This is a genomic window from Cellulomonas timonensis (genome assembly GCF_900046455.1).
Taxonomy (GTDB): domain Bacteria; phylum Actinomycetota; class Actinomycetes; order Actinomycetales; family Cellulomonadaceae; genus Cellulomonas_A; species Cellulomonas_A timonensis.
The window spans coordinates 478,630-505,107 of sequence record NZ_FCOT01000012.1; the positions used below are offsets into that span (position 1 = coordinate 478,630).

Annotated in this window: 23 protein-coding genes and 1 pseudogene; 5 read left to right on the forward strand and 19 right to left on the reverse strand. The window is 72.1% G+C overall.

Annotated elements, in window-relative coordinates:
* Positions 1–109 precede the first annotated feature (109 nt).
* Complete coding sequence (locus BN3788_RS10640) at positions 110–685, forward strand: copper chaperone PCu(A)C (RefSeq protein ID WP_066585557.1); 576 nt, start codon at positions 110–112, stop codon at positions 683–685.
* An 80-nt stretch (positions 686–765) separates the two neighbouring features.
* On the opposite strand, the gene pstB is transcribed toward BN3788_RS10640, so the two are convergent.
* From pstB to BN3788_RS10675, 6 genes and pseudogenes are all read right to left on the reverse strand, one after another.
* Complete coding sequence (pstB, locus tag BN3788_RS10645) at positions 766–1,545, reverse strand: phosphate ABC transporter ATP-binding protein PstB (protein WP_066585560.1); 780 nt, start codon at positions 1,543–1,545, stop codon at positions 766–768.
* Positions 1,546–1,594: 49 nt separating this feature from the next.
* Positions 1,595–2,548, reverse strand: a pseudogene (gene pstA, locus BN3788_RS18650) (phosphate ABC transporter permease PstA); the annotation flags it as partial.
* Position 2,549: 1 nt separating this feature from the next.
* A complete protein-coding gene (gene pstC, locus BN3788_RS10660) occupies positions 2,550–3,527 on the reverse strand; it encodes a phosphate ABC transporter permease subunit PstC (RefSeq protein ID WP_066587065.1) in 978 nt (325 codons plus the stop codon).
* A gap of 205 nt (positions 3,528–3,732) precedes the next feature.
* A complete protein-coding gene (gene pstS / locus BN3788_RS10665) occupies positions 3,733–4,854 on the reverse strand; it encodes a phosphate ABC transporter substrate-binding protein PstS (protein ID WP_066585568.1) in 1,122 nt (373 codons plus the stop codon).
* A 141-nt stretch (positions 4,855–4,995) separates the two neighbouring features.
* On the reverse strand, positions 4,996–5,742 hold the full coding sequence (locus tag BN3788_RS10670) for a response regulator transcription factor (RefSeq protein ID WP_066585574.1): 747 nt from the start codon (positions 5,740–5,742) through the stop codon (positions 4,996–4,998).
* Entirely contained in the window at positions 5,739–6,956 is a 1,218-nt protein-coding gene (locus BN3788_RS10675; protein ID WP_066585576.1) for a sensor histidine kinase, read from the reverse strand. Before BN3788_RS10675 ends, BN3788_RS10670 begins: the two co-directional genes overlap by 4 nt.
* A gap of 160 nt (positions 6,957–7,116) precedes the next feature.
* Here BN3788_RS10675 and phoU point away from each other — a divergent pair, with 160 nt between their 5' ends.
* A complete protein-coding gene (gene phoU / locus BN3788_RS10680) occupies positions 7,117–7,770 on the forward strand; it encodes a phosphate signaling complex protein PhoU (protein WP_066585578.1) in 654 nt (217 codons plus the stop codon).
* A gap of 93 nt (positions 7,771–7,863) precedes the next feature.
* On the opposite strand, the gene BN3788_RS10685 is transcribed toward phoU, so the two are convergent.
* From BN3788_RS10685 to BN3788_RS10720, 8 genes are all read right to left on the reverse strand, one after another.
* Complete coding sequence (locus BN3788_RS10685; RefSeq protein WP_066585581.1) at positions 7,864–8,604, reverse strand: phosphoglyceromutase; 741 nt, start codon at positions 8,602–8,604, stop codon at positions 7,864–7,866.
* A 77-nt stretch (positions 8,605–8,681) separates the two neighbouring features.
* The gene (mshA, locus tag BN3788_RS10690) at positions 8,682–9,983 is read right to left on the reverse strand and encodes a D-inositol-3-phosphate glycosyltransferase (protein WP_066585583.1); all 1,302 of its coding nucleotides are present in this window, start codon (positions 9,981–9,983) and stop codon (positions 8,682–8,684) included.
* Between the two features lie 159 nt (positions 9,984–10,142).
* Positions 10,143–11,282, reverse strand: coding sequence for a lactonase family protein (locus tag BN3788_RS10695; protein WP_066585585.1), 1,140 nt, complete (start codon positions 11,280–11,282; stop codon positions 10,143–10,145).
* Positions 11,283–11,300: 18 nt separating this feature from the next.
* Positions 11,301–12,539, reverse strand: coding sequence for a multiple monosaccharide ABC transporter permease (gene mmsB / locus BN3788_RS10700; RefSeq protein ID WP_066585586.1), 1,239 nt, complete (start codon positions 12,537–12,539; stop codon positions 11,301–11,303).
* Complete coding sequence (gene mmsA / locus BN3788_RS10705) at positions 12,536–14,086, reverse strand: multiple monosaccharide ABC transporter ATP-binding protein (protein ID WP_066585589.1); 1,551 nt, start codon at positions 14,084–14,086, stop codon at positions 12,536–12,538. The genes mmsB and mmsA overlap by 4 nt, the downstream gene beginning before the upstream one ends.
* A 37-nt stretch (positions 14,087–14,123) precedes the next feature.
* The gene (gene chvE, locus BN3788_RS10710; RefSeq protein ID WP_066585592.1) at positions 14,124–15,245 is read right to left on the reverse strand and encodes a multiple monosaccharide ABC transporter substrate-binding protein; all 1,122 of its coding nucleotides are present in this window, start codon (positions 15,243–15,245) and stop codon (positions 14,124–14,126) included.
* Between the two features lie 312 nt (positions 15,246–15,557).
* Positions 15,558–16,670, reverse strand: coding sequence for a substrate-binding domain-containing protein (locus BN3788_RS10715; RefSeq protein WP_066585597.1), 1,113 nt, complete (start codon positions 16,668–16,670; stop codon positions 15,558–15,560).
* Positions 16,671–16,985: 315 nt separating this feature from the next.
* The gene (locus BN3788_RS10720) at positions 16,986–18,284 is read right to left on the reverse strand and encodes an ROK family transcriptional regulator (RefSeq protein WP_066585600.1); all 1,299 of its coding nucleotides are present in this window, start codon (positions 18,282–18,284) and stop codon (positions 16,986–16,988) included.
* 65 nt (positions 18,285–18,349) lie between these two features.
* Between BN3788_RS10720 and xylA the strand changes: the two genes are divergently transcribed.
* A complete protein-coding gene (gene xylA / locus BN3788_RS10725; RefSeq protein ID WP_066585603.1) occupies positions 18,350–19,537 on the forward strand; it encodes a xylose isomerase in 1,188 nt (395 codons plus the stop codon).
* 91 nt (positions 19,538–19,628) lie between these two features.
* Positions 19,629–21,041 carry a xylulokinase gene (gene xylB, locus BN3788_RS10730; protein ID WP_066585606.1) on the forward strand — a complete coding sequence of 471 codons (1,413 nt, stop codon included), beginning with the start codon at positions 19,629–19,631 and terminating at the stop codon, positions 21,039–21,041.
* Positions 21,042–21,119: 78 nt separating this feature from the next.
* Here xylB and BN3788_RS10735 read toward each other — a convergent pair whose 3' ends face one another.
* From BN3788_RS10735 to nadC, 4 genes are all read right to left on the reverse strand, one after another.
* Positions 21,120–21,449 carry a histone-like nucleoid-structuring protein Lsr2 gene (locus BN3788_RS10735; RefSeq protein WP_066585610.1) on the reverse strand — a complete coding sequence of 110 codons (330 nt, stop codon included), beginning with the start codon at positions 21,447–21,449 and terminating at the stop codon, positions 21,120–21,122.
* Positions 21,450–21,584: 135 nt separating this feature from the next.
* Positions 21,585–21,773, reverse strand: coding sequence for a hypothetical protein (locus BN3788_RS10740; protein ID WP_066585613.1), 189 nt, complete (start codon positions 21,771–21,773; stop codon positions 21,585–21,587).
* An 87-nt stretch (positions 21,774–21,860) separates the two neighbouring features.
* Positions 21,861–23,330, reverse strand: a complete 1,470-nt coding sequence (lysS, locus tag BN3788_RS10745) for a lysine--tRNA ligase (protein WP_066585616.1) — start codon at positions 23,328–23,330, stop codon at positions 21,861–21,863.
* A 78-nt stretch (positions 23,331–23,408) separates the two neighbouring features.
* Positions 23,409–24,332, reverse strand: a complete 924-nt coding sequence (gene nadC, locus BN3788_RS10750; RefSeq protein ID WP_066585623.1) for a carboxylating nicotinate-nucleotide diphosphorylase — start codon at positions 24,330–24,332, stop codon at positions 23,409–23,411.
* Between the two features lie 105 nt (positions 24,333–24,437).
* On the opposite strand from nadC, the gene BN3788_RS10755 reads away from it, so the two are divergent.
* Positions 24,438–24,746: a rhodanese-like domain-containing protein gene (locus BN3788_RS10755; protein ID WP_066587068.1), complete on the forward strand. Its 309-nt coding sequence runs from the start codon at positions 24,438–24,440 to the stop codon at positions 24,744–24,746.
* 20 nt (positions 24,747–24,766) lie between these two features.
* Here the strand turns inward: BN3788_RS10755 and BN3788_RS10760 are convergent, their stop codons facing one another.
* A complete protein-coding gene (locus BN3788_RS10760; protein WP_066587070.1) occupies positions 24,767–26,476 on the reverse strand; it encodes an L-aspartate oxidase in 1,710 nt (569 codons plus the stop codon).
* Between the last annotated feature and the right edge of the window lie 2 nt (positions 26,477–26,478).

A 26,478-nucleotide genomic window follows, 5' to 3' on the forward strand; every position in this document is an offset into this window, starting at 1 on the left:
GCGCACACGCGTCGGGCGCCAAGAGAGGTGCGACACACTCCCAGTCGCCTTCGCACCACCCGAGCACGCCCCGCACCGCCCCCGCACCGCCCTGCCCCGAGGAGTCACAGTGGTCCGCGTCACGTCCGTCCGCCGCCGGTTCGCCCTCGCGGGCGCAGTCGCGCTCGTGAGCGCAGGGCTGGCCGGGTGCTCGGCGACCAACGAGATCACCACGCAGCTCGACTACGCCGCGTCCGACGGCGTGCGCGCCACGCTCGGCGACGTCACGGCGGAGAACCTGCTGGTCATCACCGCGGGCAAGGGCGAGGAGGGCGCGCTGCAGGGCGCGTTCACCAACCGCGGGAACACCGACGTCGACGTCACCCTGACCACGGCGGACGACGTCGAGCTCGCCTCCGTCCCCGTCGCGGCCGGGTCCACAGTGCTGCTCGGCGGCACCCGCGGCGAACTCGTCACCTTCACCACGCCGGTGGCGCCCGGCGCCACCCTCCCCGTGACGCTCAGCACCGGCTCGGCCGGCACCGAGGCGATCTCGGTGCCCGTCCTGGACGGCACGCTCTCCGAGTACACCGCGCTCGTGCCCACCGCGACACCGTCGGCCACCGCGACCGCCACCCCGGAGCCCACCAGCACGGCGACGCCCGAGTCCACCGAGACGCCGACGGCGACACCCACGGCCGGCTGATCGCGCCCACGCACGACACCTCGCCCAGAGCGAGCAGAAGCCCCACGGCGCAACGCCGTGGGGCTTCTTCGTGCGCTGGCTCAGCCGAAGCGGCCCGAGATGTAGTCCTCGGTGGCCTTCTGCCGCGGCGAGGAGAACATCGTCGCGGTGTCGTCCAGCTCGATCAGCCGGCCGGGCTCGCCGGTGCCCGCGATGGTGAAGAACGCGGTGCGGTCCGAGACGCGCGCGGCCTGCTGCATGTTGTGCGTGACGATGACGATCGTGTACTCGGCCTTGAGCTCGGAGATGAGGTCCTCGATGGCGAGGGTCGAGATGGGGTCGAGCGCCGAGCAGGGCTCGTCCATGAGCAGCACCTGCGGGCTGACGGCGATGGCGCGGGCGATGCACAGGCGCTGCTGCTGGCCGCCCGACAGGCCCGCGCCGGGGCGGTCGAGCCGGTCCTTGACCTCGTTCCACAGGTTCGCGCGGCGCAGCGACGACTCGACGAGGTCCTGGGCGTCGCCCTTGGAGATGCGGCGGTTGTTCAGCCGCACCCCGGCCAGCACGTTGCCGGCGATCGACATCGTCGGGAACGGGTTGGGCCGCTGGAACACCATGCCGACCTGCCGCCGCACCGCCACGGGGTCGATGTCGCGCCCGTACAGGTCGACGCCGTCGATCTCGACCTTGCCCTCGACGCGTGCGCCCGGCACCACCTCGTGCATGCGGTTGAGGGTGCGCAGGAACGTCGACTTGCCGCAGCCCGACGGGCCGATGAACGCGGTCACCGAGCGCGGCTCGATGGACATCTCGACGTCTGCGACAGCCCGGAAGGCCCCGTAGTAGATGTTGAGGTCCTTGACCTCGATGCGCTGTGCCATCGGTGCTTCCTGTCGTGTCCGGGGGGTGGGTCCGGGGGGTGTGGTGCAGCTTCGGCGCGAACATGCGGGTGATGAGCCGGGCCACGAGGTTCAGCAGCATCACGATGAGGATCAGCACGAGCGCCGCGGCCCAGGCCCGCAGGTACGCGACATCGGGGATACAGGCGACGCTCGCGTCGTTGCACGGCGTCAGGCCCTGGCTGTACTGCCGGTAGACGTACACGGGCAGCGTCATCATGCGGCCCTCGAAGAGGTTGTAGTTGATCGAGTCGATGACGCCGACGGTGATGAGCAGCGGCGCCGTCTCGCCGATCACGCGGGCGATGGCGATCATCACGCCGGTGCCGATGCCCGCGACGGCGGTGCGCAGCACGACCTTGACCACCATCAGCCAGCGGGGCACGCCCAGGGCCAGCGCGGCCTCGCGGAGCTCGTCGGGCACCAGGCGCAGCATCTCCTCGCAGGAGCGCACCACCACCGGGATCATCAGCACCGAGAGGGCCACGGACCCGACGGCGCCCATCTTGACGCCCGGGCCCAGCAGCACGGCGAACAGGGCGTAGGCGAACAGGCCCGCGACGATGGACGGGATGCCCGTCATCACGTCGACGAAGAACGTGACGGCCTTGGCCAGGGCGCCGCGCCCGTACTCGACCAGGTAGACGGCCACCATGATGCCCACGGGAACGGAGATCAGCGCCGCGAAGAGCGTGATCTCCACGGTGCCGACGATCGCGTGGTAAATGCCGCCGGCGTCCATCCCGCCGAACACCCCGCGCATCGAGTGCGACAGGAAGTACGGGCTCAGCCGCTCGACGCCGTTGGCGACGACGGTCCAGATGAGCGAGACGAGCGGGGCCATGGCCAGCACGAAGGCGGCGACGACGAGCACGCGCATGATCCGGTCGGTGCGCCGGCGACGGCGGTCGACGGTGCGCAGCAGGTCGCGGGTCGACAGGCCGCCCGTCTGCGCGGCGGGCGCGGGCGCGGAGGTCGTGGGCATGTCAGCGTCCCTTCTGGGCGCCGCGCGCGACGATGGCCCGGGCGGTCATGTTCACCGCGAGGGTGATCACGAACAGCGCGAGGCCGGTGGCGATGAGCGTCGAGACGCCCAGCGGGTTGGCCTCGGGGAACTGCGCGGCGATGTTCGCGGCGATGGTCTGCTGCTGGCCGGCGACCAGGAGCTTGAAGGAGTAGAGGGTTCCGGGCGACAGGACCATGAGCACCGCCATCGTCTCGCCGAGCGCGCGGCCCAGGCCGAGCATCGACGCCGACGCGATGCCCGAGCGGGCGAACGGCAGCACGGCCGTGCGGATCATCTCCCAGCGGGTGGCGCCCAGGGCGAGCGCGGCCTCCTCGTTGAGGCGGGGGGTCTGCAGGAAGACCTCGCGCACCACGGCGGTGATGATCGGCAGGATCATCACCGCGAGCACCACGGCCACGGTGAGGATGACGCGCGGCGGCTGCGACGCCGGGCCGGAGAACAGCGGGATCCAGCCGAGGTTGTCGCTGAGCCACGTCCACGCGGGCGACAGCCACGGGGCCAGGACGACCACGCCCCAGAGCCCGTAGACCACCGACGGGATGGCCGCGAGCAGGTCAACCGCGTAGCCGAGCGCGTTCGCGAGCCGGCGCGGGGCGTAGTGCGAGATGAACAGCGCGATGCCCACGGCCACCGGCGCCGCCATGGCCAGGGACAGTGCCGCGACCAGCACCGTGCCGAACGCGAGTGGGCCGATGAAGCCCATCAGCGACGTGTCGGGCGGGAACCACGCGATCTTCGCGGACAGCTCCGCGGAGTCAGTCTGCATCGCGGGCCAGGCCCGCAGCACGAGGAACACCGCGACGGCGGCCAGCACGACCAGTATCAGCACGGCGGAGGCGGTGGCGGTCCACCGGAACACCCGGGAGGCGCCACGGTCCGCGGTGCGGGCGCGCCGAAGGCCACGAGGACTCAGCAGCCCGGCGCGGGCGCCGGTCATCGCGGCGTGGCTCTCATTCGATGTCCCGTCGGCCGCGTCGGCCGGTGGCTCCGGGGTGGGGTGCGACGCCTGGTCGCTCTGCCCTGTCATGCGTGGCCTTGTCATGCGTGCCCTCTTGTCATGCGTGGCTCCTGCTCGGGCTGCCTGCTGCGGCGCCGGTGGCCGCCCCGCCTCCCCCAGGGGCGGGGCGGCCACCGGCGGTTCCTCAGGAGGCGGCGCTGATCGAGTCGATCGCTGCCTGGACGTCCGTGCGCAGCGCCTCGGAGATCGGCGCCGAGCCGGCGGCGCTCTCCGACGCCTTCTGGCCCTGCTCGCTCACCACGTACGTGAGGAACGCCTTCACCAGGTCGGCGTCCTCCTGCGTCTTGTAGGTCGGGCAGGCCACGCCGTAGGACACGAGCACCAGCGGGTAGGCGCCCGCCTCGGTGGTGTTCCGGTCGAGCTTGATGACGATGTCGTTCGCGTCACGCGAGTCATCACGCGGCGAGGCGTCCAGGGCCTTCGCCGCGGAGGCCTCCGACGGAGCCACCCACGCGTCGCCGACCTTGATGCTCGCGGTGCCCAGGTCCCCGACCTTCGACAGGTCCGCGTAGCCGATGGTGCCCTGCGCGCTCTGCACCGTCTGGATGAGGCCCGACGTGCCCTGCGCCGACTGGCCGCCCTCGACGGGCCAGTCACCGCTCGCCTCGTGGGCCCAGGCCCCGCCGGACGCCTTGCTCAGGTAGTCGGTGAAGTTCTTGGTGGTGCCCGACTCGTCCGAGCGGTGCACCGTGGTGATCGCGAGGGACGGGAGCGTCGCGCCGGGGTTCTCAGCGGCGATCTCGGGGGCGTCCCACTGCGTGATCTTGCCGTCGAAGATCGCAGCGGTGGTGGCCGCGGACAGGTTGAGGGAGTCGATGCCATCGAGGTTGAACACGACGGCGATCGGGCTGACGTACACCGGCAGGTCGATCGCCGCGTCGCCCGAGCAGCGCTCGATCGACTGCTCCAGCTCATCCTCCGAGAGGGCGGAGTCGGTGCCCGCGAACTGCACGCCACCCTCGAGGAACTGGGTGCGGCCGCCGCCCGAGCCCACCGGGTCGTAGTTGACGGTCACGTCGGGGTTCTCGTTCTGGAAGCCCGCGCGCCACGCCTCCATCGCCGACTCGATCGAGCTGGCGCCGGCGCCGTTGAGCTCCCCGCTGAGGCCGCTCGCCGCTGCGGCGCCCTCGGTGGAGCCAGCACCCGAGGCGCCGCCGACCGGGTCGTCCGAGCCGCAGGCCGTGAGGGTCAGTGCGAGCGCGCCAGTCAGCGCCAGGGCTCCGGCGCGGTGGTGGGAGAGCTTCACAGAGGTTCCGTCCCGTCAGTGCAGTGCGCACCGTCTGTGCGCGACCACAACCGACGGTAGGCACGCCAGGTGACTGGACCAGACTCCCTTGGTGACCCCCGGGTGACCGGCGGACGACGATTCGCCGCCCCCGCCGGCAGCTCAGGAGGGGACGTCGTCCGTGAGCTTGTAGCCCAGCCCGCGCACGGTCAGCAGCAACCGGGGGTGGGCGGGGTCGGCCTCGATCTTGGCGCGCACCCGCTTGACGTGCACATCCAGCGTCTTCGTGTCGCCCACGTAGTCCGAGCCCCACACCCGGTCGATGAGCTGGCCGCGGGTCAGCACACGGCCCGCATGCCGCAGCAGCAGCTCGAGCAGCTCGAACTCCTTGAGCGGGAACGCCACGACCTGTCCGTTGACCTGCACCACGTGACGCTCGACGTCCATCTTCACGGGGCCGAGCTCCAGGGTGTCGTCCTCGGGGTCCGCCGCCGTGCCCGACGGCGGATCCGCCGGCTGGGCGCCCGCGCCGCTGCCCGGCGCGATGGACTCGCGCCGTCGGAGCACCGCGCGCACCCGGGCGAGCAGCTCACGGAACGAGTAGGGCTTGGTGACGTAGTCGTCGGCTCCCAGCTCGAGGCCGACCACCTTGTCGATCTCGGCGTCCTTGGCGGTCAGCATGATGATCGGCACGTCACCGCGGGCGCGGAGCTTGCGGCACACCTCCGTGCCGGACAACCCCGGGAGCATGAGGTCGAGCAGCACCAGGTCGGCGCCCACCCGGTCGTACTCCTCGAGCGCCTGCGTGCCGGTGGCGGCGGTGACGACCTCGAAGCCCTCCCGGGTGAGCTGGTAGGTCAGCGGGTCGCGATAGGACTCCTCGTCCTCGACCAGCAGGATGCGCGTCACGGGGTGTCTCCGGGGTTCTCGATCGGGCGCGCGCCGTCGGCGCGCCGCGTGGGGGTGAGGGTGCTGGTGGAACGTGGGATGTGGGCGGACTCCGCCTCGGGAAGCCGGATCGTGAACGTCGAGCCCTGCCCTGGCTGCGACCAGACCGTGACGTCGCCGCCGTGGTCCGCGGCGACGTGCTTGACGATGCTGAGCCCCAGCCCGGTGCCGCCCGTGTCGCGGGACCGCGCCGGGTCCACCCGGTAGAACCGCTCGAAGAGCCGTTCCTGGTCCTCCGGCGCGATGCCGATGCCCTGGTCCACCACGGCGATCTCCACGAGGCCGTCCACGAGCCGCACACCGACGCCGATGCGGGTCTGCGCCGGCGAGTAGGCCACTGCGTTGTCCAGGAGGTTCCGCACCGCGGTGACCAGCAGAGCATGGTCGCCGAAGACGCGCAGGCCGGTGGGGCCACCCACCTCGAACACGATGCCCTTGGCGTTGGCCCCGGTCCGGGCACGGTCCACCGACTCCTCGATGACCCCGTCCACCTCCACCGGGACAAGCTCCTGGATGGCGCTGGCGACCTGCAGGCGGGACAGCTCGATGATCTCCTGCACGAGAGTCGACAGGCGCGCGGCCTCGCCCTGCATGCGCCCGGCGAACCGGCGCACCGCCTCGGGGTCGTCCGCGGCGGCCTCGACGGTCTCCGCGAGCAGGGCCAGCGCGCCGACGGGCGTCTTGAGCTCATGGGACACGTTCACCGCGAAGTCGCGGCGGATCTCCTCGACCCGGCGGGCCTGCGTGCGGTCCTCAGCGAGCACCAGCAGGTGCCGCGGCCCGACCTGCGCGACGCGCACCTGCACGGTCACGGTGCCGGCGCCCACCGGCCCGCGCGGCAGCTCGAGCTCCTCGTCGCGGATCACCCCGTCGCGGCGCACCTCCGCCACCATCTCGCGGATCGCGGCGTGCGCGACCTTGCGGTCACGGACGATCCCGAGGGTGTACGCGGGTGGGCTCGCCCGGAGCACCCGGTCGTCGTCAGCGAGCACGACGGCCGCCGATCGCAGCACGGCGAGCACGCGCACCAGCCCGTCGTCGAGCTCCGGCTCCGGCTGCGGAGCCATCTCCCGCTGCGAGCGCTCGCTCCAGCGGAAGCCGAGCGCGGCGATCAGGCCCGTCAGCAGGCCGATCAGCCCGGCCAGGACCACCACACCACCTTCGAGGCCATTCACGCTCTTCAGCGTACGTGGGGCGCCTGTGCAGGTCAGCGACCTGGCGGGCAGGACGCCCGTTCCTCGCCTGATGTTCACCTCGACGCGGGCGCCCGTTCACCTGCGGCTGCGATCCTGGGGACCGCGGGACACTCCTGACCGCCCAGAGAGAGGCAACTCCGTGCGCCACATCTTCGACGCCGAGCTCGCACAGCTCGGTCAGGACCTGGCGGCGATGAGCCGCCGGGTCGAGCACGCCGTGACGAGTGCCGGGACGGCGCTGCTGACCGCCGACCTCCAACTCGCCGAGTCCGTCATCGCCGACGACCTCGCCATCGACGCGATCGAGCGGGACCTCGACGAGCGGTGCGTGCTCCTGCTCGCCCAGCAGGCCCCCGTGGCCACAGACTTGCGGGTCGTCGTGTCGTCGCTGCGGATGAGCGCGACCCTGGAGCGCATGGGCGACCTGGCCCGGCACGTGGCGGAGGTCGCGCGCGGCCGGTACCCCCGGGTGGCGATCCCGCAGAGCCTGTCGGGCACGTTCGCCGAGATGCACGACGCCGCGGCGCGCGTGGGCCGGCGCACCACCACGCTGCTCACCACGCACGACCTGGCCGTGGCCGAGAAGATCGAGCGCGACGACGACCTGCTCGACGCGCTGCACCGCGACACGTTCCAGGCGACGCTGGGCCCCGCATGGGACGGCACCGCGCAGGAGACCGTCGATGTGACGCTGGTGGGCCGCTACTACGAGCGGTTCGGCGACCACGCGGTCTCGATCGCGCGTCGCGTCACCTACCTGGTCACGGGCGACTCCGAGGCCGCGGTGCGCTGACGCCGCCGGCCACCACCGCCCGCCACGACACCGAAGGGCGCCGCACCCCCACGGGGTGCGGCGCCCTTCGGCGTATGCGGTGTGTGGCAGGGGTCAGCGACCCTGGTTGGCCACGGCCTTGATCGCGTCGGCGGCGGCGGCCGGGTCGAGGTACGTGCCGCCCGGGTTCGTCGGCTTCAGCGTCTCCTCGTCCAGCTCGTAGACGAGCGGGATGCCGGTGGGGATGTTGATCCCGGCGATCGTCTCGTCGTCGACCCCGTCGAGGAACTTCACGATCGCGCGGATCGAGTTGCCGTGCGCCGCCACGAGGACGGTCTTGCCGGACTTCAGGTCGGGCACCAGGTCCGACTCCCAGTAGGGCACGACGCGGTCGAGGACCTGCTTGAGGGCCTCGGCGGACGGGATCGGCTCACCGGCGTAGCGCGGGTCGCCGTCCTGCGAGAAGGCAGAGCCGGGCTCGATGGGGGGCGGCGGGACGTCGTACGAGCGGCGCCAGAGCATGAACTGCTCCTCGCCGTACGTCTCGAGCGTCTGCTTCTTGTCCTTGCCCTGCAGGGCGCCGTAGTGGCGCTCGTTCAGGTGCCAGCTGCGGCGGACCGGGATCCAGTGGCGATCGGCGGCGTCCAGCGCGAGGTTCGCCGTGGTGATGGCGCGGCGCAGCAGCGAGGTGTGCACGACGTCGGGCAGGACGCCCTCGTCGACGAGCAGCTTGCCGCCGCGCTTGGCCTCCTCGACACCCTTCTCAGACAGGGGGACGTCCACCCAGCCGGTGAACAGGTTCTTGGCGTTCCACTCGCTCTCGCCGTGGCGGAGCAGCACGAGGGTGTAAGTCATGGTTCCATCCTGCCGCACCAGCGCCGTGGCGCACGGGGGACGTTCGACCCGTGGGCGCCCAGGTCAGCGCTCGGTGGTCACCGGCGCCGGCGGTCGCCCTCCATGGCGTAGACCTTGAGCACCTGTGCCGCGGTGGCGTCCCACCCGTACCGCTCGGCGACCCGGCGGGCCCCCTGCGCCCACGTGGTGCGGAGCTCGGGGGCGGCCAGCATGGACGTGAGCGCCTGCGCCCAGGCGGTGGGCTCATGCTCGGCGACAAGCCGGCCGGACACGCCCTCGACGACCACGGAGCGCAGCCCGCCCACCGCCGCCGCCAGCACCGGGGTGCCGCACGCCTGCGCCTCGACGGCGACCAGCCCGAAGGACTCCGAGCGGGACGGCATCGCCACCAGGTCGGCCGCGCGGTACCAGCGCGCGAGCTCCGCGCGGGGCACCGGATCCCGGAACAGCACATCCGCCTCGACGCCGCTCGACGCCGCGAGCGCCTGCAGCTCGCGCACCGCCGTCGGGCGCCCGCTGGGGCCGCCGAGCACCACGAGCAGCGGGACCCGGCCGCCGCTGGCGGCGATCTCGGCGAGGGCGCGGACCAGCAGGTCCGGGCCCTTGAGCGGCTGGACGCGCCCCGCGAACAGCACGATGTCCCGATCGGCGGGCAGGCCGAGCGCACGGCGCTCCTCCTCCCGGGAGGGGCCCGGGGTGAACAGGTCGAGGTCGACGCCGGGCGCCACGACGTGCACGCGGGCCGGGTCGGCGTCGTAGAGCTGCACCAGCTCGTCGGCCTCCTGCGAGGTGCTGGCCACGAGCGCGTCGGCGGCCGCGACAACCTGCTCCTCGCCGATGACGCGGCCCAACGGCTCCGGGCTGTCACCCGGCGCCAGGGACGCGTTCTTCACCTTGGCCATGGTGTGCATCGTGTGCACCAGCGGCACCTCCCAGCGGTCCGCGGCGAGCCAGCCGACCTGCCCCGAGAGCCAGTAGTGCGTGTGCACGACGTCGTACCAGCCGGGCCGCCGGGCCGCCTCGGAGCGCAGCACCCCGGCGGTCATCGCGCAGAGCTGGCCCGGGAGGTCGTTCTTGTCGAGGCCCTCGAACGGTCCGGCAGGGACGTGGTGCACCAGCACCGGGGGGACCACACCGGGCGGCACCGTGGCCGCCAACAGCACCTCGCAGGCGGCGTCGCCCGTCAGCGGGCTGCCGTCCGCGGACGTCCCGTCGAGCATCACCGTCTCCGGCAGGGCCGAGGATGTGGCGCGGGTGAAGATCTCCACCCTGGCGCCCCGTCGGGCGAGCGCCTGGGCCAGCTCCGCCACGTACACGTTCATCCCGCCCGCGTCGCCTGTGCCCGGCTGGTCGAGCGGCGACGTGTGCACCGAGAGCATGGCAACCCGGGGTTGCTCGTGGGTCACAGCGCTCCTGTCGAGGATCTGGCATCGCGGCGTCTAGCGGATGGCCGGCGCGATGGCGGCAACCTCCATTGTGGGCCAGATCCGCGCCTCGGCCGACCCGTCGTCCGCCGCGGGCCGGCCGTGCCGGGCCGCTCAGCCGATCGGGTGCGGCACCACGCAGGCGGCCGAGGGCGTCGGCAGCACACGCGCCACCGAGCGGCTGCCCGGCGCCAGGGTCACGACTGCGCCGGGGACTTGCTCGGCCACCACCGTCCAGCCGTCCACGACGGCCAGGTGCCGGGGCCACCCGCCCGACAGCTCGGTGGCCACCGGCTTGGACTCCACGCGCCCCTCCCCGCCGACGCGCAGGGCCACCACCAGGTCGGTCTTGCGGACGCCCACGAGCAGCAGGTCGCCCTCGCGCACGATGTGGGACGGCAGCGCCGTCGACGGCAGCTCGGCAGACGGCGGCGACGCGAGCGGGACCCGCTGCACGTGGGCGCCCGTGGCCGAGTCCTGGTCCCATGACAGGACGTGGACCGCGCGGTCGAGCTCCCCCACCACGTAGGCGTGGCGGCCGTCGGCGGCGAAGACGAGATGGCGTGGGCCGGCGCCTGCGGGGAGGCGCGCGGCGATGCCGTCCTCCGTGAGCAGGCCGTCGTCGGCCACGCGGTACCGGCGCAGCTCGTCGGTTCCGAGGTCGCTGACCAGCAGGTGTCGGCCGCCCGGCGCATGTGCGACGAAGTGGGCGTGCGACGACTCCTGGCGGTCGGCGCGGGGCCCGGAGCCGGTGTGGCCGAAGACCTGCGCCGGGCCGCCGGCCGCCGCGACCTCGGGGGCGAGGAACCCGGCGGCGTCCAGCGGCAGCACGGCCAGCGTCCCGGAGGCGTAGTTCGCGGCGTACAGCGTGCGGGCGTCGGGCGCCAGCAGCAGGTGGCAGGGCGAGTCTCCACCGGAGGACACCGTGGCCTGGTGGACGAGGGGGTCGTCGCCGTCGGCCGGATCGGCCACCGTGAACACGCTGACCGTGCCCGGATCCTGCTCCCCCACGGCGTACAGCACCCGCCCCGAGGGGTGCACGGCCAGGAACGACGGCGCCGGGGTGCGCACGACCTGACGTCCGTCGAGCCGCCCGGTGGCCGGGTCCAGCGTGACCCGCCAGATCCCCTCGCCCGCGCCGGCGGGGGCGTCGGCGCCCAGCTCGGGGTACGTGCCGACCCACAGGGTCCTCGGGCTCGGGACAGACGCGGTGTCAGGGGCGGACGGCGGGGACGGCTGGGGGTGGTCGGTCACAGTGGTGGAGCCTAGACGTCACCCGGCCCCGGCGCGCCGCTTGTTGACCAGGTCGAACGCGACGGCGAGCAGCAGCACGAAGCCCTTGATGGCCTGCTGCCCCTCGGTGTCCACCGACATGATCGACAGGCCCATGTTGAGCACGCCCATGACGAGCGCGCCGATGATGGCCCCGGAGATCTCCCCGATGCCCCCGGTGACGGCCGCCCCGCCGATGAAGCAGGCGGCGATGGCGTCGAGCTCGTAGTTCTGCCCGGCGGCGGCCACCGAGGCGCCGGCCCGCGAGGTGGTGACCACCGCCGCCATCCCGGTCAGCAGGCCCATGTTGAGGAAGATCCAGAAGTTGGTCCTGCGGGTGTCCACCCCCGAGAGGATCGCAGCCTGCCGGTTGCCGCCGATCGCGTAGATGTGCCGCCCGAACACGGTGTGCCCCATGACGAACGTGTAGACGAGGATCAGCACTCCGACGATCACCAGCACGATCGGCGTGCCCCGGGCGCTCTGGGACAGGATCCACGCGAAGGCGCCGATGCCCACGGTGATGAGCACGAGCTTGATGGTGAACGACAAGCGCGGCTCGAGCACGAGGCCCTCACGCCGGAGCGCCGCGCGGGACCGGAGCTGGCTGGTCACGATCACCGCGATGGTCGCCGCGCCGAGCAGCAGCGTGACCACGTCCCCGTTGGCCACGTACCCGAGCGCGTTGGGCAGCGACCCGTTGGAGATGTCGACGAACGGCTGCGGGAACCCGGAGACCGTCACGCCCACCAGCACGATGGCCAGCCCACGGAAGATCAGCATCCCGGCGAGGGTGACGATGAACGCGGGGATGCCCACATACGCGACCCAGTACCCCTGCCAGGCGCCCACCGCGGCCCCGACGGCCAGGCCGAGCAGCACGGCCAGCAGCCACGGCAGCCCCAGCTCTTTCATCGACAGGCCCACGATGGCGCCGACGAACGCGACCACCGACCCCACCGACAAGTCGATGTGCCCGGCGACGATGACCATGACCATCCCGATGGCCAGGATCATCACGTACGCGTTCTGCTGCACCAGGCTGGCCACGTTGTTCGGCAGCAGCAGCTTGCCGTCGGTCAGCACCTGGAACAACAGCACGATCACCACGAGCGCGCCGAGGATGCCGTACTGGCGCACGTTGCCGCCCATCCCCTGCATGCGCGCCCGCAGGGACAGCGTCGAGGCAGTGCGCTGGGGCGGTGACTCCGGGGGCGTCGGCGTCGTCATCGTGCTCATCGGGCGGCCCCGTCCTTGTCCATGGTCATGAGGTGCATGAGGGACTCCTGGTTCGCGTCCTCGCGGGCGACCTCGCCGGTGACGCGCCCGGCGGAGAACGCGTAGATGCGGTCGCAGATGCCGAGCAGCTCGGGCAGCTCGGAGGAGATGACGATGACTGCCTTCCCCTCGTCCGCGAGGCGGTTGATGATCGTGTAGATCTCGTACTTCGCGCCGACGTCGATGCCGCGCGTGGGCTCGTCGAGGATCAGCACGTCGGGGTCGGCGAAGATCCACTTGCTGAGCACGACCTTCTGCTGGTTGCCGCCCGACAACTTGCCGGTCAGCGTCTCCACAGTGGTCGTCTTGATGCCCAGGCTCGTGCGGTACTGCTCGGCGATCCGCACCTCCTGGCGCCCGTCCACCACGCCCCACCGGGAGACCTTGCCCAGCGCGGACGCGGACACGTTGCGGCGGATGGTGTCGAGCAGGTTGAGGCCGTACTTCTTGCGGTCCTCGGTGGCGTACGCGATGCCGTGGCGGATGGCGTCCCCCACGGACACGATGCGGACCTCCTGGCCGTCCTTGAGGATGCGGCCGGAGATGCCGCTGCCGTAGGTGCGCCCGAAGACGCTCATCGCCAGCTCGGTGCGCCCCGCCCCCATCAGCCCCGCGAGGCCCACCACCTCGCCGCGACGCACATGCAGGCTCGCCCCGTCGACCACCACCCGGCCCACGTCGACGGGGTGGTGCACCGTCCAGTCCTCGATCCGCAGCGCCTCGTCGCCGATCCGCGGCGTCCGCTCGGGGAACCGGGCGTCCAGGGACCGGCCCACCATGGCCCGGATGATGCGCTCCTCGGTGACCTCCACCTCGTCGTGCATGTGCAGGGTCTCGATGGTCCGGCCGTCCCGGATGACAGTGGTGCGATCGGCGATGGCCTCGATCTCGTTGAGCTTGTGGCTGATGAGGATCGAGGTGATGCCCTCCTCCTGCAGGCTGCGGAGCAGGTCGAGCAAGTGGCTGGAGTCCTCGTCGTTGAGGGCCGCGGTGGGCTCGTCGAGGATGAGCAGCCGCACCCGCTTGGACAGCGCCTTGGCGATCTCCACGAGCTGCTGCTTGCCGACCCCCAGGTCCAGCACGGGGGTGTCGGGCCGCTCGGAGAGCCCCACCCGGGCGAGCAGCTTGGCCGCCTGCGCGTTGGTGGCCGTCCAGTCGACCACCCCCCGCTTGGCCCGCTCGTTGCCGAGGAAGATGTTCTCCGCGATCGACAGGTAGGGGCTGAGGGCCAGCTCCTGGTGGATGATGACGATCCCGCGCTCCTCCGAGTCGCGGATGGTGCGGAACTCGCACGGCTCGCCCTCGAAGAGGATCTCCCCCTCGTAGCTTCCATGCGGGTACACCCCGGAGAGGATCTTCACCAGCGTCGACTTGCCCGCGCCGTTCTCCCCGCAGATCGCGTGGACCTCGGCGCGGGCGACCTCCAGGGTGACGTCGTGCAGCGCCGTGACCCCGGGGAACGTCTTGGTGATCCCCCGCATCTCGAGGATGGCGTCCTCGTCGGCCATGTCAGCCCGCCCCGCCGTCAGCCCCGTCCGGCGGCTGTCAGAGGCCGAGGTCGGCGGCCGAGTAGAAGCCTGAGTCGATGAGCGTGGACTGGATCGTGTCCTTCGTGACGACGACGGGCGTCAGGAGGTAGGTCGGCACCACCTTGACCTCGTTGTTGTAGCTCTCCTCGTCGTTCACCGACACCGTCTCCCCGGCGAGCACCTGGTCGACCATGGTGGCCACCTGGTCGCCGAGCGTGCGGGTGTCCTTCCAGACGGTCATCGCCTGCTTGCCGGCGATCATGTTCTCGACGTTGGCCTCGTCGGCGTCCTGCCCGGTGACCAGCGGCCAGTCCACGCCCACGGTGTATCCGGCGCCCTCAAGGGCCTGCTGGATGCCGAGCGCGAGGGAGTCGTTGGGCGAGAGCACCACGTCGACCTTGTCGGAGCCGTAGAACGAGTTGAGGCGGTTCTCCATCTCGGCCTGGGCGGTCTCGGAGGACCAGCCCTGGATGCCGATGCTGGACCATTCGTCGTTGGAGGTCGGGGCCTTGCCGGACGGCACGACGAGCTTGCCGCTGGCGACGTACTCGCCGAGCACGTCCCACGCGCCGGAGAAGAAGAACTTGGCGTTGTTGTCGTCGGGCGAGCCGGCGAAGGGCTCCAGGTTGAACGGCCCGGCGCCGGTGTCCAGGCCGAGCTGCTCGACGATGAACTCGCCCTGCATCTGGCCGACCTCGTAGTTGTCGAACGTCGCGTAGTAGTCGACGTCCTCGGTGCCGTTGATCAGGCGGTCGTAGGCGATGACGGTGATGTCCTTCTCCTTCGCCTGCGCCAGGACGGGCGCCAGCGCCGTGCCGTCGATCGAGGCGATGACCAGGACGGCCGGGTCCTGGTTGATCATGTTCTGGAGCTGGGTGATCTGCTGGTCCACCTTGTTGTCGGCGAACTGCAGGTCTGTCTCGTAGCCCGCGTCCTGCAGCAGCGACTCGAGGTGCGCGCCGTCCTTGTTCCAGCGCTCGAGGCTCTTGGTCGGCATCGCGATGCCGATCAGCGAGCCCTCGGCGGCGGCGCCCCCGGTCTCCTCGGTGTCGGCGTCCCGCTCGGTGCTGCATGCGGCAGTCGCGAGCAGGAGCGCGACCCCTGCGGCCGCGGCGATCGTTCTGGTCGTGAGAGACATCATCGTCCGCCCTTTCCGTCCCGCCGCCGGACCACCCGGTCGACGCCCCGGGCGCCTCGTCGCGCCCGCGCTGTCCAGGGGGCGGCCTGCCTGGGCTCCGTCGCCCCATGCCCCCACGTGTCGCCTCGGGCCGCATCTGCCCGATTTGTTGTGGCGCTGAATTTAGGAGGTGAACGTACGCGGCGCAAGACTTGAGCGCGCCTAGATTGTCACGATATGGCTACGCAGGCCCGCGCGCCGCCCCAGACACGACGAAGCCGGCGCCGAGCGCCGCGTGGGCGTCGGCGCCGGCGTGCGGCGAGGCGTCGGGCGTCAGAGGCCGACATCCTCCGGCTTGTAGAAGCCGGAGTCCAGGAGCGTGCCCTTGATCGAGTCCTTGGTGACGACGACGGGCGGCAGCTGGTAGGTCGGGACGACCTTCGCGCCGTTGTGGTACGTGATCTCGTCGTTCACCGTGACCTTCGAGCCCTTGACGGCCTGGTCGACCATGCCAGCGGCCTGGTCGGCGAGCATGCGCGTGTCCTTCCACACCGTCATGGCCTGGCGGTCGGCGATCATGTTCTCCACGTTGATCTGGTCGGCGTCCTGGCCCGTGATCAGCGGCCAGCCCACGCCTTCGACGTACCCCGCGACGAGCAGGGCCTTCGTGATGCCGAGCGCGAGCGAGTCGTTCGGGGACAGCACGACGTCGACCTTCGCCGTCCCGTAGGCCGCGTTGAGGCGGTCCGCCATCTCGGCCTGGGCGTCATCAGCGGACCAGCCCGGGATCCCGATGCCCGCCCAGTCCGCGTTCGACGCCGGAGCCTTGCCGGAGGGCACCACGAGCTGTCCGTTGCTGACGTACTCCGCGAGCACGTCCCAGGCTCCAGCGAAGAAGAGCTTGGCGTTGTTGTCGTCCGGGGCCCCCGCGAAGGGCTCCAGGTTGAACGGCCCGGCGCCTGCGCGCAGATCGAGCTTCTCGACGATGAACCTGCCCTGCAGCTTGCCGACCTCGTAGTTGTCGAAGGTCGCGTAGTAGTCGACGTCGCCGGTGTCGTTGATGAGGCGGTCGTAGGCGATGACGATGACGCCCTTGTCCTTCGCCTCGGCGAGGACGCCCGTCAGCGACGAGCCGTCGACGGGGGCGATGACCAGCACGTCGAGATCCTGCTGGAGCATGTCCTGGAGCTGGGTGATCTGCTGGCCGGCGTTGTTGTCGGCGAACTGCAGGTTCGTGTCGTAGCCGGCGTCCTGCAGCAGGCCCTCGAGGCGCGCGCCGTCCTTGTTCCAGCGCTCGAGGCTCTTGGTGGGCATCGCGATCCCGATAAGCCCGCTCGCGACGTCGACCTCCCCCACGGCGCCCGGAGTCGAGTCAGCGCACGCCGTGGCGCCCAGGAGGAGCGCGGCTCCCGCCGCCGCGGCGATGAGCTTGGTGATCTGAGACATCGTTGTCCGACCTTTCATCCCACCGCCCGGACTGCCCGGTCGGCGTTGGGCGCCCCATCGCGCCCGGTGAAAGGGAGCATTCCGCGAAGGCGCCCCGACCGCGCCGACGCGCCCCCCGCTGCTTTCGGATCACTGTCCGACGCGTTCCCACCCTGAACTCTGGGTGCGAGCACACGCAGTAACCCGCAAGTACAGCCATCGATTATCACATATCGACAACGACAAGATCACAGATCGGTCTCGATTCTGTTCCAGCGCTTGCCGAATGCCCAGACATCTGGATCAACCAGACATCAACCCGCGAGAGCCCAGGGCTCACGCATCGACCAACGCCGCCGCGTCGGCCCAACCGGCAGGGTCGGACACCACCGCGTTCAGCGCCACCAGGGCGCCGCCGGTCATGGCGGGGTACTCCCCCGCCTGCGCGGCGCTGACCTCGATCGGCGACCACGGCGAGAAGATCACGCACCGTTCGAGCTGCTGCTCGACGGCCTTGTGCACATACGGGAAGACCTCTCCGAACGTCCCGCCCAGCACCACCAGGCCGACGTCCACGACGCTCACGACATTCGCCACCGCGACGCCAAGAGCCGTGGCCCCGCGATGCAGGGAGTCCAGCGCCGCGGGCTCGCCTGCGAGGGCAGCCCGCAGCAGGATGGCCAGCGGCTCGGTGGGGTCGAGGCCGGCGCCCCGCATCAGCGCGTCCTGGCCCGCCAGGTCCTCCAACGTCGATATCCCCTCGGGCTGGCGCCACACCGCCCGGCCGGAGGCCTGCGGACGACCCTCGGGCGCGGCGAACGCGTCGACCACCGTGTGCCCGATCTCGCCGCTCCAACCGTGCCGACCAGGGAAGATCTCGCCGTCGAGCACGATCGCCGCGCCGATCCCGACCTCACCCGAGATGTACACGAAACTCGGACGCTGGCCGTCATGGCCGCGGATGTCGGCCTCCGCCCGGGCCGCCAGCTTGGCCTCGTTCGCCAGCCGCGGCGGCAGGCTCGCGAGCACGGGGTGCGCGGTGAGGATCCCGATCACGTCGACATCCCGCCACCCCAGGTTCGGCGCGACGCGCAACGGCCCCGTGATGCGGTCCACGAGGCCGGGCAGGGCGAGCGCCGTCCCCGCCACCCGGATGCCGTCGGCGCCGAGGTTGGCCACGACGCGGCCCGCGATCCGCGCCAATCGGTCGAGGACGGCCACCGGGTCGCTGTCCCGGAAGTCGCCGAGCTCGACGCGCTCGCTGAGCACGCGCCCCCCCAGGTCGAGCGCGCGCACGCCCAGGTAGTCGACGTTGATCTCCATGCCGATGCCGGCCACGGTGCCGCGCGCGGGCGCCAGCGGCACGGCAGGGCGCCCCGCGCGCACCGCGGCGAGGGGCTCGAGCTCGACCAGCAGGTCGGCGGCGATGAGCTCGTCGACCAGGCCCGAGACAGTGGCGCGTGACAGCCCTGTCGCAGTGGCGATGTCCGCGCGAGACTGGGGCTGTGCGCAGTCCAGCACGTGACGCAGAGCGAGGCTCAGGTTCTGATCGCGCACGCCTGCCTGGCGGGCGGCGCGGTCGACGGGCGCGGCGGAACGCGGCCGGCGGACCGGTCCTGTGCTGTGGGCGGGCATGACTTGACCCTAGCGCTTCCGATGGATAAGTTCAGAGACACAACAAATCTCGACGAGGAGCCCCCATGGCACTGAAGCCCACCCCCGAAGACAAGTTCTCGTTCGGTCTGTGGACCGTCGGATGGGAAGCGCGCGACCAGTTCGGCGACGCCACCCGCCCGTGGCTGGACCCGGTGGAGTCCGTGCACAAGCTGGCCGAGCTCGGCGCGTCCTACGTGACGTTCCACGACGACGACGTCGTCCCGTTCGGCTCTGACGCCAGCAGCCGCGACAAGATCCTCGACCGCTTCAAGGGCGCGCTCGACGAGACCGGCATCAAGGTCGAGATGGTCACGACCAACACGTTCAGCCACCCGATCTTCAAGGACGGCGCGTTCACCTCGAACGACCGCCGGGTGCGCCGCTACGGCCTGCGCAAGATCGTCCGCAACGTGGACCTGGCCGCCGAGCTCGGCGCCGACACGTTCGTCATGTGGGGCGGCCGCGAGGGCGCCGAGTACGACTCCGCGAAGGACCTCAAGGCCGCGCACGACCGCTACGCCGAGGGCATCGACACCGTCGCCGCCTACATCAAGGAGAAGGGCTACGGCCTGCGCATCGCGATCGAGCCCAAGCCCAACGAGCCCCGCGGCGACATCCTGCTCCCGACCGTCGGCCACGCGCTCGGCTTCATCGCCCAGCTCGAGCACGGCGACATCGTCGGCCTCAACCCCGAGACGGGCCACGAGCAGATGGCCGGCCTGAACTACACGGGCGGCATCGCCCAGGCGCTGTGGGCCGACAAGCTCTTCCACATCGACCTCAACGGCCAGCGCTCGATCAAGTACGACCAGGACCTCGTCTTCGGTCACGGCGACCTGTTCTCCGCGTTCGCCACGGTCGACCTGATCGAGAACGGCTTCCCGTCGGGCGGCCCGCGCTACGACGGCCCGCGCCACTTCGACTACAAGCCGTCGCGCACCGAGAGCTTCGACGGCGTGTGGGCCTCGGCCGCCGCCAACATGAGCACCTACCTCATCCTCAAGGAGCGGGCGCTCGCGTTCCGCGCCGACCCCGAGGTGCAGGCCGCGCTCGAGGCGTCGGGCGTCTTCGACCTCGCGATCCCGACCCTCTCCGAGGGCGAGACGCTGGCCGACCTGCTCAACGACACGTCCGCCTACGAGGACCTCGACGTCGACGCCGTGGCCGCCCGCGGCTTCGACTTCGTGCACCTCAACCAGCTCGCGCTCGAGCACGCGCTCGGCGCCCGCTGACCCAGCCAGCACCCTGGACCCGGCGACCGTCCCACACGGTCGCCGGGTCTGCCTGTCCCCCTCGCCTTTCCCACCTCCGAAGGATGTCCGCATGCCGCTCGTCGCCGGGGTCGACTCGTCCACCCAGTCCTGCAAGGTCGTCATCCGCGACGCCGAGACGGGCGCCCTCGTCCGCAACGGGCGCGCCTCCCACCCTGACGGCACCGAGATCGCGCCCGCCCACTGGTGGGATGCCCTGCAGACCGCCGTCGCCGACGCGGGGGGCCTCGACGACGTCGACGCGATCGCCGTCGGCGGCCAGCAGCACGGCATGGTCGCCCTCGACGCCGACGGGCAGGTCGTCCGCGACGCGCTGCTCTGGAACGACACCCGCTCCGCCGGCGCCGCACTCGACCTGACCGAGGAGCTCGGCGGCCCCGACGCGTGGGCCAAGGCCGTGGGCGCGACCCCCGTCGCCTCGTTCACCGGCACCAAGCTGCGCTGGCTGCGCGACAACGAGCCCGAGAACGCCCAGCGCACCGCGGCCGTGGCCCTCCCCCACGACTGGCTGACCTGGAAGCTCGCGGGCGCCCCCGGCATCGACGCGCTCGTCACGGACCGCTCCGACGCCTCGGGCACCGCGTACTGGTCCCCGTTCACCGAGGACTACCGCCGCGACCTGCTCGAGCTGGCCCTGGGCCACGACGCGGTGCTGCCGCGCGTCGCCGGGCCCAGCGAGCGGGCCGGCGCCTCGACGTTCGGCGCCCGCCGCGCCGTGCTCGGCGCCGGGGCGGGTGACAACGCAGCCGCCGCGCTGGGCCTCGGCCTGGAGCCCGGCGACGTCGCCATCTCCATCGGCACGTCGGGTGTGGTCTCGGCGATCTCCACCGTCCCGGTCGCCGACGGATCGGGCCTGGTCGCGGGCTTCGCCGACGCCACCGGCGCCTACCTGCCGCTGGTGTGCACGCTGAACGCCTCCCGCGTGCTCGACGCGGCGGCCCGGATGCTCGGCGTCGACCACGCGGGCCTCTCCGCCCTGGCCCTCGCCGCCCCGGCAGGCGCCGACGGGCTGGTCCTCGTCCCCTACCTGGAGGGCGAGCGCACCCCGAACAAGCCCGACGCCACCGGGGCGCTGCACGGCATGCGCCTGGCGAACACCACCCCGGCCCACCTGGCCCGCGCCGCCGTGGAGGGCATGCTGTGCGCCCTCGCCGACGGCGTGGAGGCCCTGCGGGCCCAGGGCGTGCCGGTGCGGCGGGTCTTCCTCATCGGCGGCGGCGCGCAGTCCGAGGCCGTGCGGCGCATCGCCCCCAGCGTGCTGGGCCTGGACGTCGCGGTCCCCACCCCTGGGGAGTACGTCGCCGACGGGGCGGCCCGACAGGCCGCGTGGGCGCTCTCCGGCGCCGAGCACGCCCCGGCGTGGGGCGCGGCCGGCGTGGCCGACGTCTACCGGGCGGACTCCGCCCCGCAGGTGCGCGCGCAATATGCGGCGGTCCGGGAGCTCACCACGGACCGTCCCGCCTGATCAGCACCACCCCGGACGCACACGAGCCCGGCGCCCTCTGACAGGGCGCCGGGTTCGTGTGTGTGCGGAACGGGTGCGTCAGTGCGCGGCCTCGTACGCGGCGCGGACATCGGCCGAGATGCGGCCGCGCTCGGAGACGGGGTGGCCGTTGGCCTTCGCCCAGTCGCGAATGGCGCCGGCGTCCGCGCCGCCACCCGCACGGCGGGCGCGGGTCGAGCGGCTGGCGGAGCGGCCGCCCACCTTGCGCGCGTGGCCGACCCAGGTGGCCATGGCGTCCCGCAGCTCAGCGGCGTGCGCGGACGTGAGGTCGATCTCGTAGGACACGCCATCGAGGGAGAAAGTGACGGTCTCGTCCGCGTTGCCGCCGTCAATGTCGTCGACGAGCAGGACCTGAACCTTCTGAGCCATTGTGTTGTCTCCTGTTGGACGACTTAGTGAAGAATGCGTGATCAGAGCATCGCACCAATTCAAAGTCGCGTCAAAGGATGACGGTCATATCCCATGAACCGTTGACGGGGGAACTCTGTGGACGAGTTGTGAACGTCAGGTATCCGATTCCCGGGTGACAGCAATGGCCGGCTGCGCCGCAGTGGCGTCCTGGGCGTCGAGGCGCGCGAGCGCGGCACGCTCGTTTCGATCGGCATTGACCAACGCGCGGATCGTGAGCCAGAAGAGGACCCCGACACCGATCGAGGGCACGATGGCGGCGAGGGCGGCTGTCACGGAGTTCACGCGGCCAGTCTACGACCCGTCAGCGTGGGGGCCGCGAAGGCCTCGGGGCGCCGTGCGACACGACGACCCGAGGCCCGAGAAACGCGTTCAGCCCTGCGGGTTGTGGGGCTTCACCAGCGGAAAGAGGATCGTCTCGCGAATGCCCATGCCGGTCATCGCCATGAGCAACCGGTCGATACCCATGCCCATGCCGCCCGTCGGCGGCAACGCATACTCGACTGCTGTGAGGAAGTCCTCATCGAGCAGCATGGCCTCGTCGTCACCAGCCGAGGCCAGCAATGCCTGCGCCTCGAAGCGCTTGCGCTGGATCACCGGGTCCACGAGCTCTGAATAGGCAGTGGCCAACTCGAACCCGCGCACGTACAGGTCCCACTTCTCCACCACGCCCGGAAGCGTCCGGTGGTCGCGGGTCAGCGGCGACGTCTCCACCGGGAAGTCCCGCACGAAGGTGGGCGCCACCAGGTGGTCGCCCACCAGGTGCTCCCAGACGGCCTCGACGAGCTTGCCGTGGCTGACCTGCTTCAGGTCGACGACCACGCCGAGCCGTTCCGCGATGGCCGACAGGTGGGCCACCGACGTCTGCGCGGTGATCTCCTCCCCGAGCGCCTCCGAGAGCGAGCCGTACATCGTCAGCTGGGTCCACCGGCCGCCCAGCTCGTACTCCGTGCCGTCGGCCAGCGTGACGGTCGTGGTGCCGAGCACGTCGAGCGCGGCGGTCTGCACCAGGTCCTCGGTGAGCGCGGCCATGGTGTCGTAGTCGCCGTAGGCCTCGTACGCCTCGAGCATCGCGAACTCCGGCGAGTGCGTGGAGTCGGCGCCCTCGTTGCGGAAGTTCCGGTTGATCTCGAAGACCTTCTCGATCCCGCCGACCACCGCGCGCTTGAGGAACAGCTCCGGCGCGATGCGCATGTACAGGTCGATGTCGAAAGCGTTCATGTGCGTGACGAACGGGCGGGCCGTGGCGCCGCCCGCCTGCGTCTGCAGCATCGGCGTCTCGACCTCGAGGTAGCCGCGGCGGTGGAAGTTCTCCCGCAGCGAGCGCACGACGCCGGCGCGCAGGCGGGCCGCGTCACGGGCCGCCGGGCGCGCGATGAGGTCGACGTAGCGCTGCCGCACCCTGGCCTCCTCGGAGAGCGCCTTGTGCAGCACCGGCAGCGGGCGCAGGGCCTTCGCGGCGAGCTGCCACGAGTCGGCGAAGACGGAGAGCTCGCCGCGGCGCGAGCTGATCACCTTGCCGTGCGCGAAGAGGTGGTCGCCCAGGTCCACGTCGGCCTTGAACGCGGCCAGACGGTCCTCGCCCACCTCCGCGAGGCTCAGCATCACCTGGAGCTGGTTGCCCTCGCCGTCCTGCAGGGTGGCGAAGCACAGCTTGCCGGTGTTGCGCAGGAAGACCACCCGGCCCGCGACGCCGACCTCGTCCTCGGTCTCCTGGCCGGCCTCGAGGTGCGAGTAGGCCTTGCGGACCTCCGCGATGGTGTGGGTGCGCGGCACCGAGACGGGATACGCCTCGACGCCAGCGGCCAACATCCGCTCGCGCTTCTCGCGGCGGACCCGCATCTGCTCGGGAAGGTCCTCGTCGGGCTGGGGAAGGGGCGTCTCGCTCACGAGCCGATCCTACTGGCGGACCCTGGGCCCTCAGCCGCGCTCGTCCAGGTCCAGGGCGAGGTCCAGGATCGGCGAGGAGTGGGTGAGGGCTCCGACCGACAGATAGTCCACGCCGGTGGCCGCGACCTCGGCCGCACGGTCGAGCGTGAGGTTGCCGGTCGCCTCCAGCTCCACCCGGCCCACGGCGCCCTCGCGCGCCCGCACGGCCGCCACCACCTCGCGCAGCACCGGGGCGGGCATGTTGTCGAGCAGCAGGAAGCGCGCGCCCGCCTCGACGGCCTCGAGCGCCTGGTCCAGCGTGTCCGCCTCGACCTGGATCGCGACCTCGGGGAAGCGGGCCCGCACCGCGCGCACAGCCGCCGCCACCGAGCCCGTCGCCACGACGTGGTTGTCCTTGACCATCGCGACGTCGTGCAAGCCCATGCGCTTGTTCGTGCCGCCACCGCAGCGCACCGCGTACTTCTCCAGCTCGCGCAGGCCCGGGGTGGTCTTGCGGGTGTCCAGCACCTGGGCGCCGGAGCCTTCGAGCGCATCGGCCCAGCGGCGTGTGTGGGTCGCGACGCCGGATGCGCGCGAGGCCAGGTTCAGCAGCGTCCGCTCCGCGACGAGCAGCGCCTGCACCGGGCCGGTGAGCACCGCGAGCACGTCGCCCCGCTCGACGCGAGTCCCGTCCGCGACCCGCTGCTCGCAGGTCGCCGCGGCGAGCCCGAGCCGGGCCACGACCTGGTCCAGCACCTCCTGGACGACGACGAGGCCGGCGACCACGCCGGGCTCGCGGGCCACCAGGCGGCCTGCGCCGAGCTCATCCGGCGGCACCGTCGCCTGGCTCGTCACATCCCGCCCGGGCGCCGCCCCGAGATCCTCGTCCAGGGCCACGGCCACCGTGCGGCGGGTCCAGGCGGGGTCGAGCGGACGCGAGGCGGGGACGACGGTGTGCGGGGCAGTCGAGGTCACAGAGCCACGCTAGCGCTGCCCGGCGCCATGCTCGCAGCCGTCCCGGCCGATGGCATGCTGGGAGGCAGGGGCTACCGAGCCGCGCCGTCGTCGAAGGAGCTCACCGTGCACGAGATCGACATCACCCACCTGCACGCCCTGCTGCGGCAGGACCCGGCCACCCCCGTGGTGGACGTCCGCGAGGACGTCGAGTACGCCGACGGGCACGTGCCCGGCGCGATCTCGGTGCCGCTGTCCGAGCTGGTCGCGCGGCACGCCGAGATCGGCGCCCTGACCGGGCCCGTGTACCTCGTGTGCGAGGTGGGTGGGCGCTCCGGCCAGGCCGCCGCCTGGCTCGAGGGCCAGGGCTACGACGTGCGGAACGTCGCCGGGGGCACCCGCGCCTGGCGGGAGGCCGGCCTGCCCGTCGAGTAGGCGGGCCTTCGCCGCGCGGCTCAGGCCGGGCGCGCCTCCGCCACCACTCCGGGCAACGGCGCCGGGGTGACCACGAGCGCGCCCTGCGCGTCGAGCCTCGCCTCGAGCCGCAGCCGCCACCTGTCCTCGGGGAGCGGGTGGTCAGTGCGGAAGTGCCCGCCCCGGCTCTCCGTGCGCGCGAGCGCGGTGGCCGTGAGCACTGCCGCGACCTGGTGCACGTTCGTGGTCTCCCACTCGGCTGCCTGCGGGTCGGCGACGACTCCCCCCGCTGATCCCATGTGCGCGTCCGTGGGGACCCGGGCGAGGATCTCCGATGCCGCCAGCAGGCCCTGCGCCGAGCGGAGCACCCCCGGCCCGTCGGAGGCCGCGCGCTGGATGCGCGAGCGCGTCGCGGCCGCCACCAGGGCCGCAGCACCCGCGCGCTCCACCGGCTCGGCCCGCACGAGGTCGCCTGCGCCCCCCCGGGCGGCGATGTCCCGGGCGGCGCGGTGCGCGAAGACCAGCCCCTCCAGCAGCGAGTTCGAGGCGAGGCGGTTGGCGCCGTGCACGCCCGTGCAGGCCGCCTCCCCCGCCGCGTACAGGCCGGACACGGACGTGCGCCCGTTCAGGTCGGTGACGACGCCGCCCGAGTGGTAATGCTGGGCCGGGGCCACCGGCACCAAGTCAGTGGTCAGGTCGATGCCGTGCTCGAGCAGCCGCTCATAGATCGTCGGGAACCGGCGGCGCAGGAACGCCGCGCCCAGGTGGCGGGCATCGAGCAGCACATGGTCGGAGGACGTGGCCGCCGCCTGCCGCACGATCGCATGCGCGACGACGTCCCGGGGGGCGAGCTCGGCCATCGGGTGCACCGCGGGCATGAACCGCGCGCCGTCGGTGTCGAGCAGCAGCGCGCCCTCGCCGCGCACCGCCTCGGAGATGAGCGTGAGCTGCCCCTTGGCGTGGGCGCCCAGCCACAGCACCGTCGGGTGGAACTGCACGAACTCGACGTCGCCGAGCACGGCGCCGGCCCGCAGGGCCGCGGCTATCCCGTCACCCGTCGCCTGCGCGGGGTTGGTCGAGGAGCGGAACACCTGGCCGATGCCGCCCGTCGCGAGCACCACCGCCGGGGCCAGCGCCGCGCCGACGCCGTCGCGGGAGCCCTCGCCGATCACGTGCAGCGTCACGCCGCAGGCCGCGCCCGGGCGGCCGTCCAAGCCCGGCGGCCCGGTGAGCACGTCGAGCACCAGAGCGTGCTCGATGACCTCGATGCCCGGGTCGTCGCGCACCGCCTCGATGCGGGCCACCAGCGCGCGCGAGACCTCGGCGCCCGTCGCGTCGCCGCCCGCGTGGACGATCCGGTCCGCGTGGTGGCCGCCCTCGCGGGTGAGCGCGATCGCGCCATCCGGCGCGAGGTCGAACAGGGCGCCACGCCGCACGAGCTCGCGCACCCGGGCTGGGCCCTCGGTGACCAGCACCTCGACGGCAGCGGGGTCGCACAGGCCGCCTCCCGCGACCAGCGTGTCCGCCAGGTGCGCGGAGGTGGAGTCGGTGGGGTCGAGCACCGCGGCGATGCCGCCCTGCGCCCACACCGTCGAGCCCGAGACGAGCTGGCCCTTGGTCACCAGCAGCACATGCGGCACGCGGGTGCGCAGCTCCAGGGCCGCGGTGAGGCCGGCGATGCCGGAGCCGACGACGATCGCATCGGCCCGCACGGTCCAGCCGGGCGCGGGCGCGGCGAGCCGCGTGGCCAGCC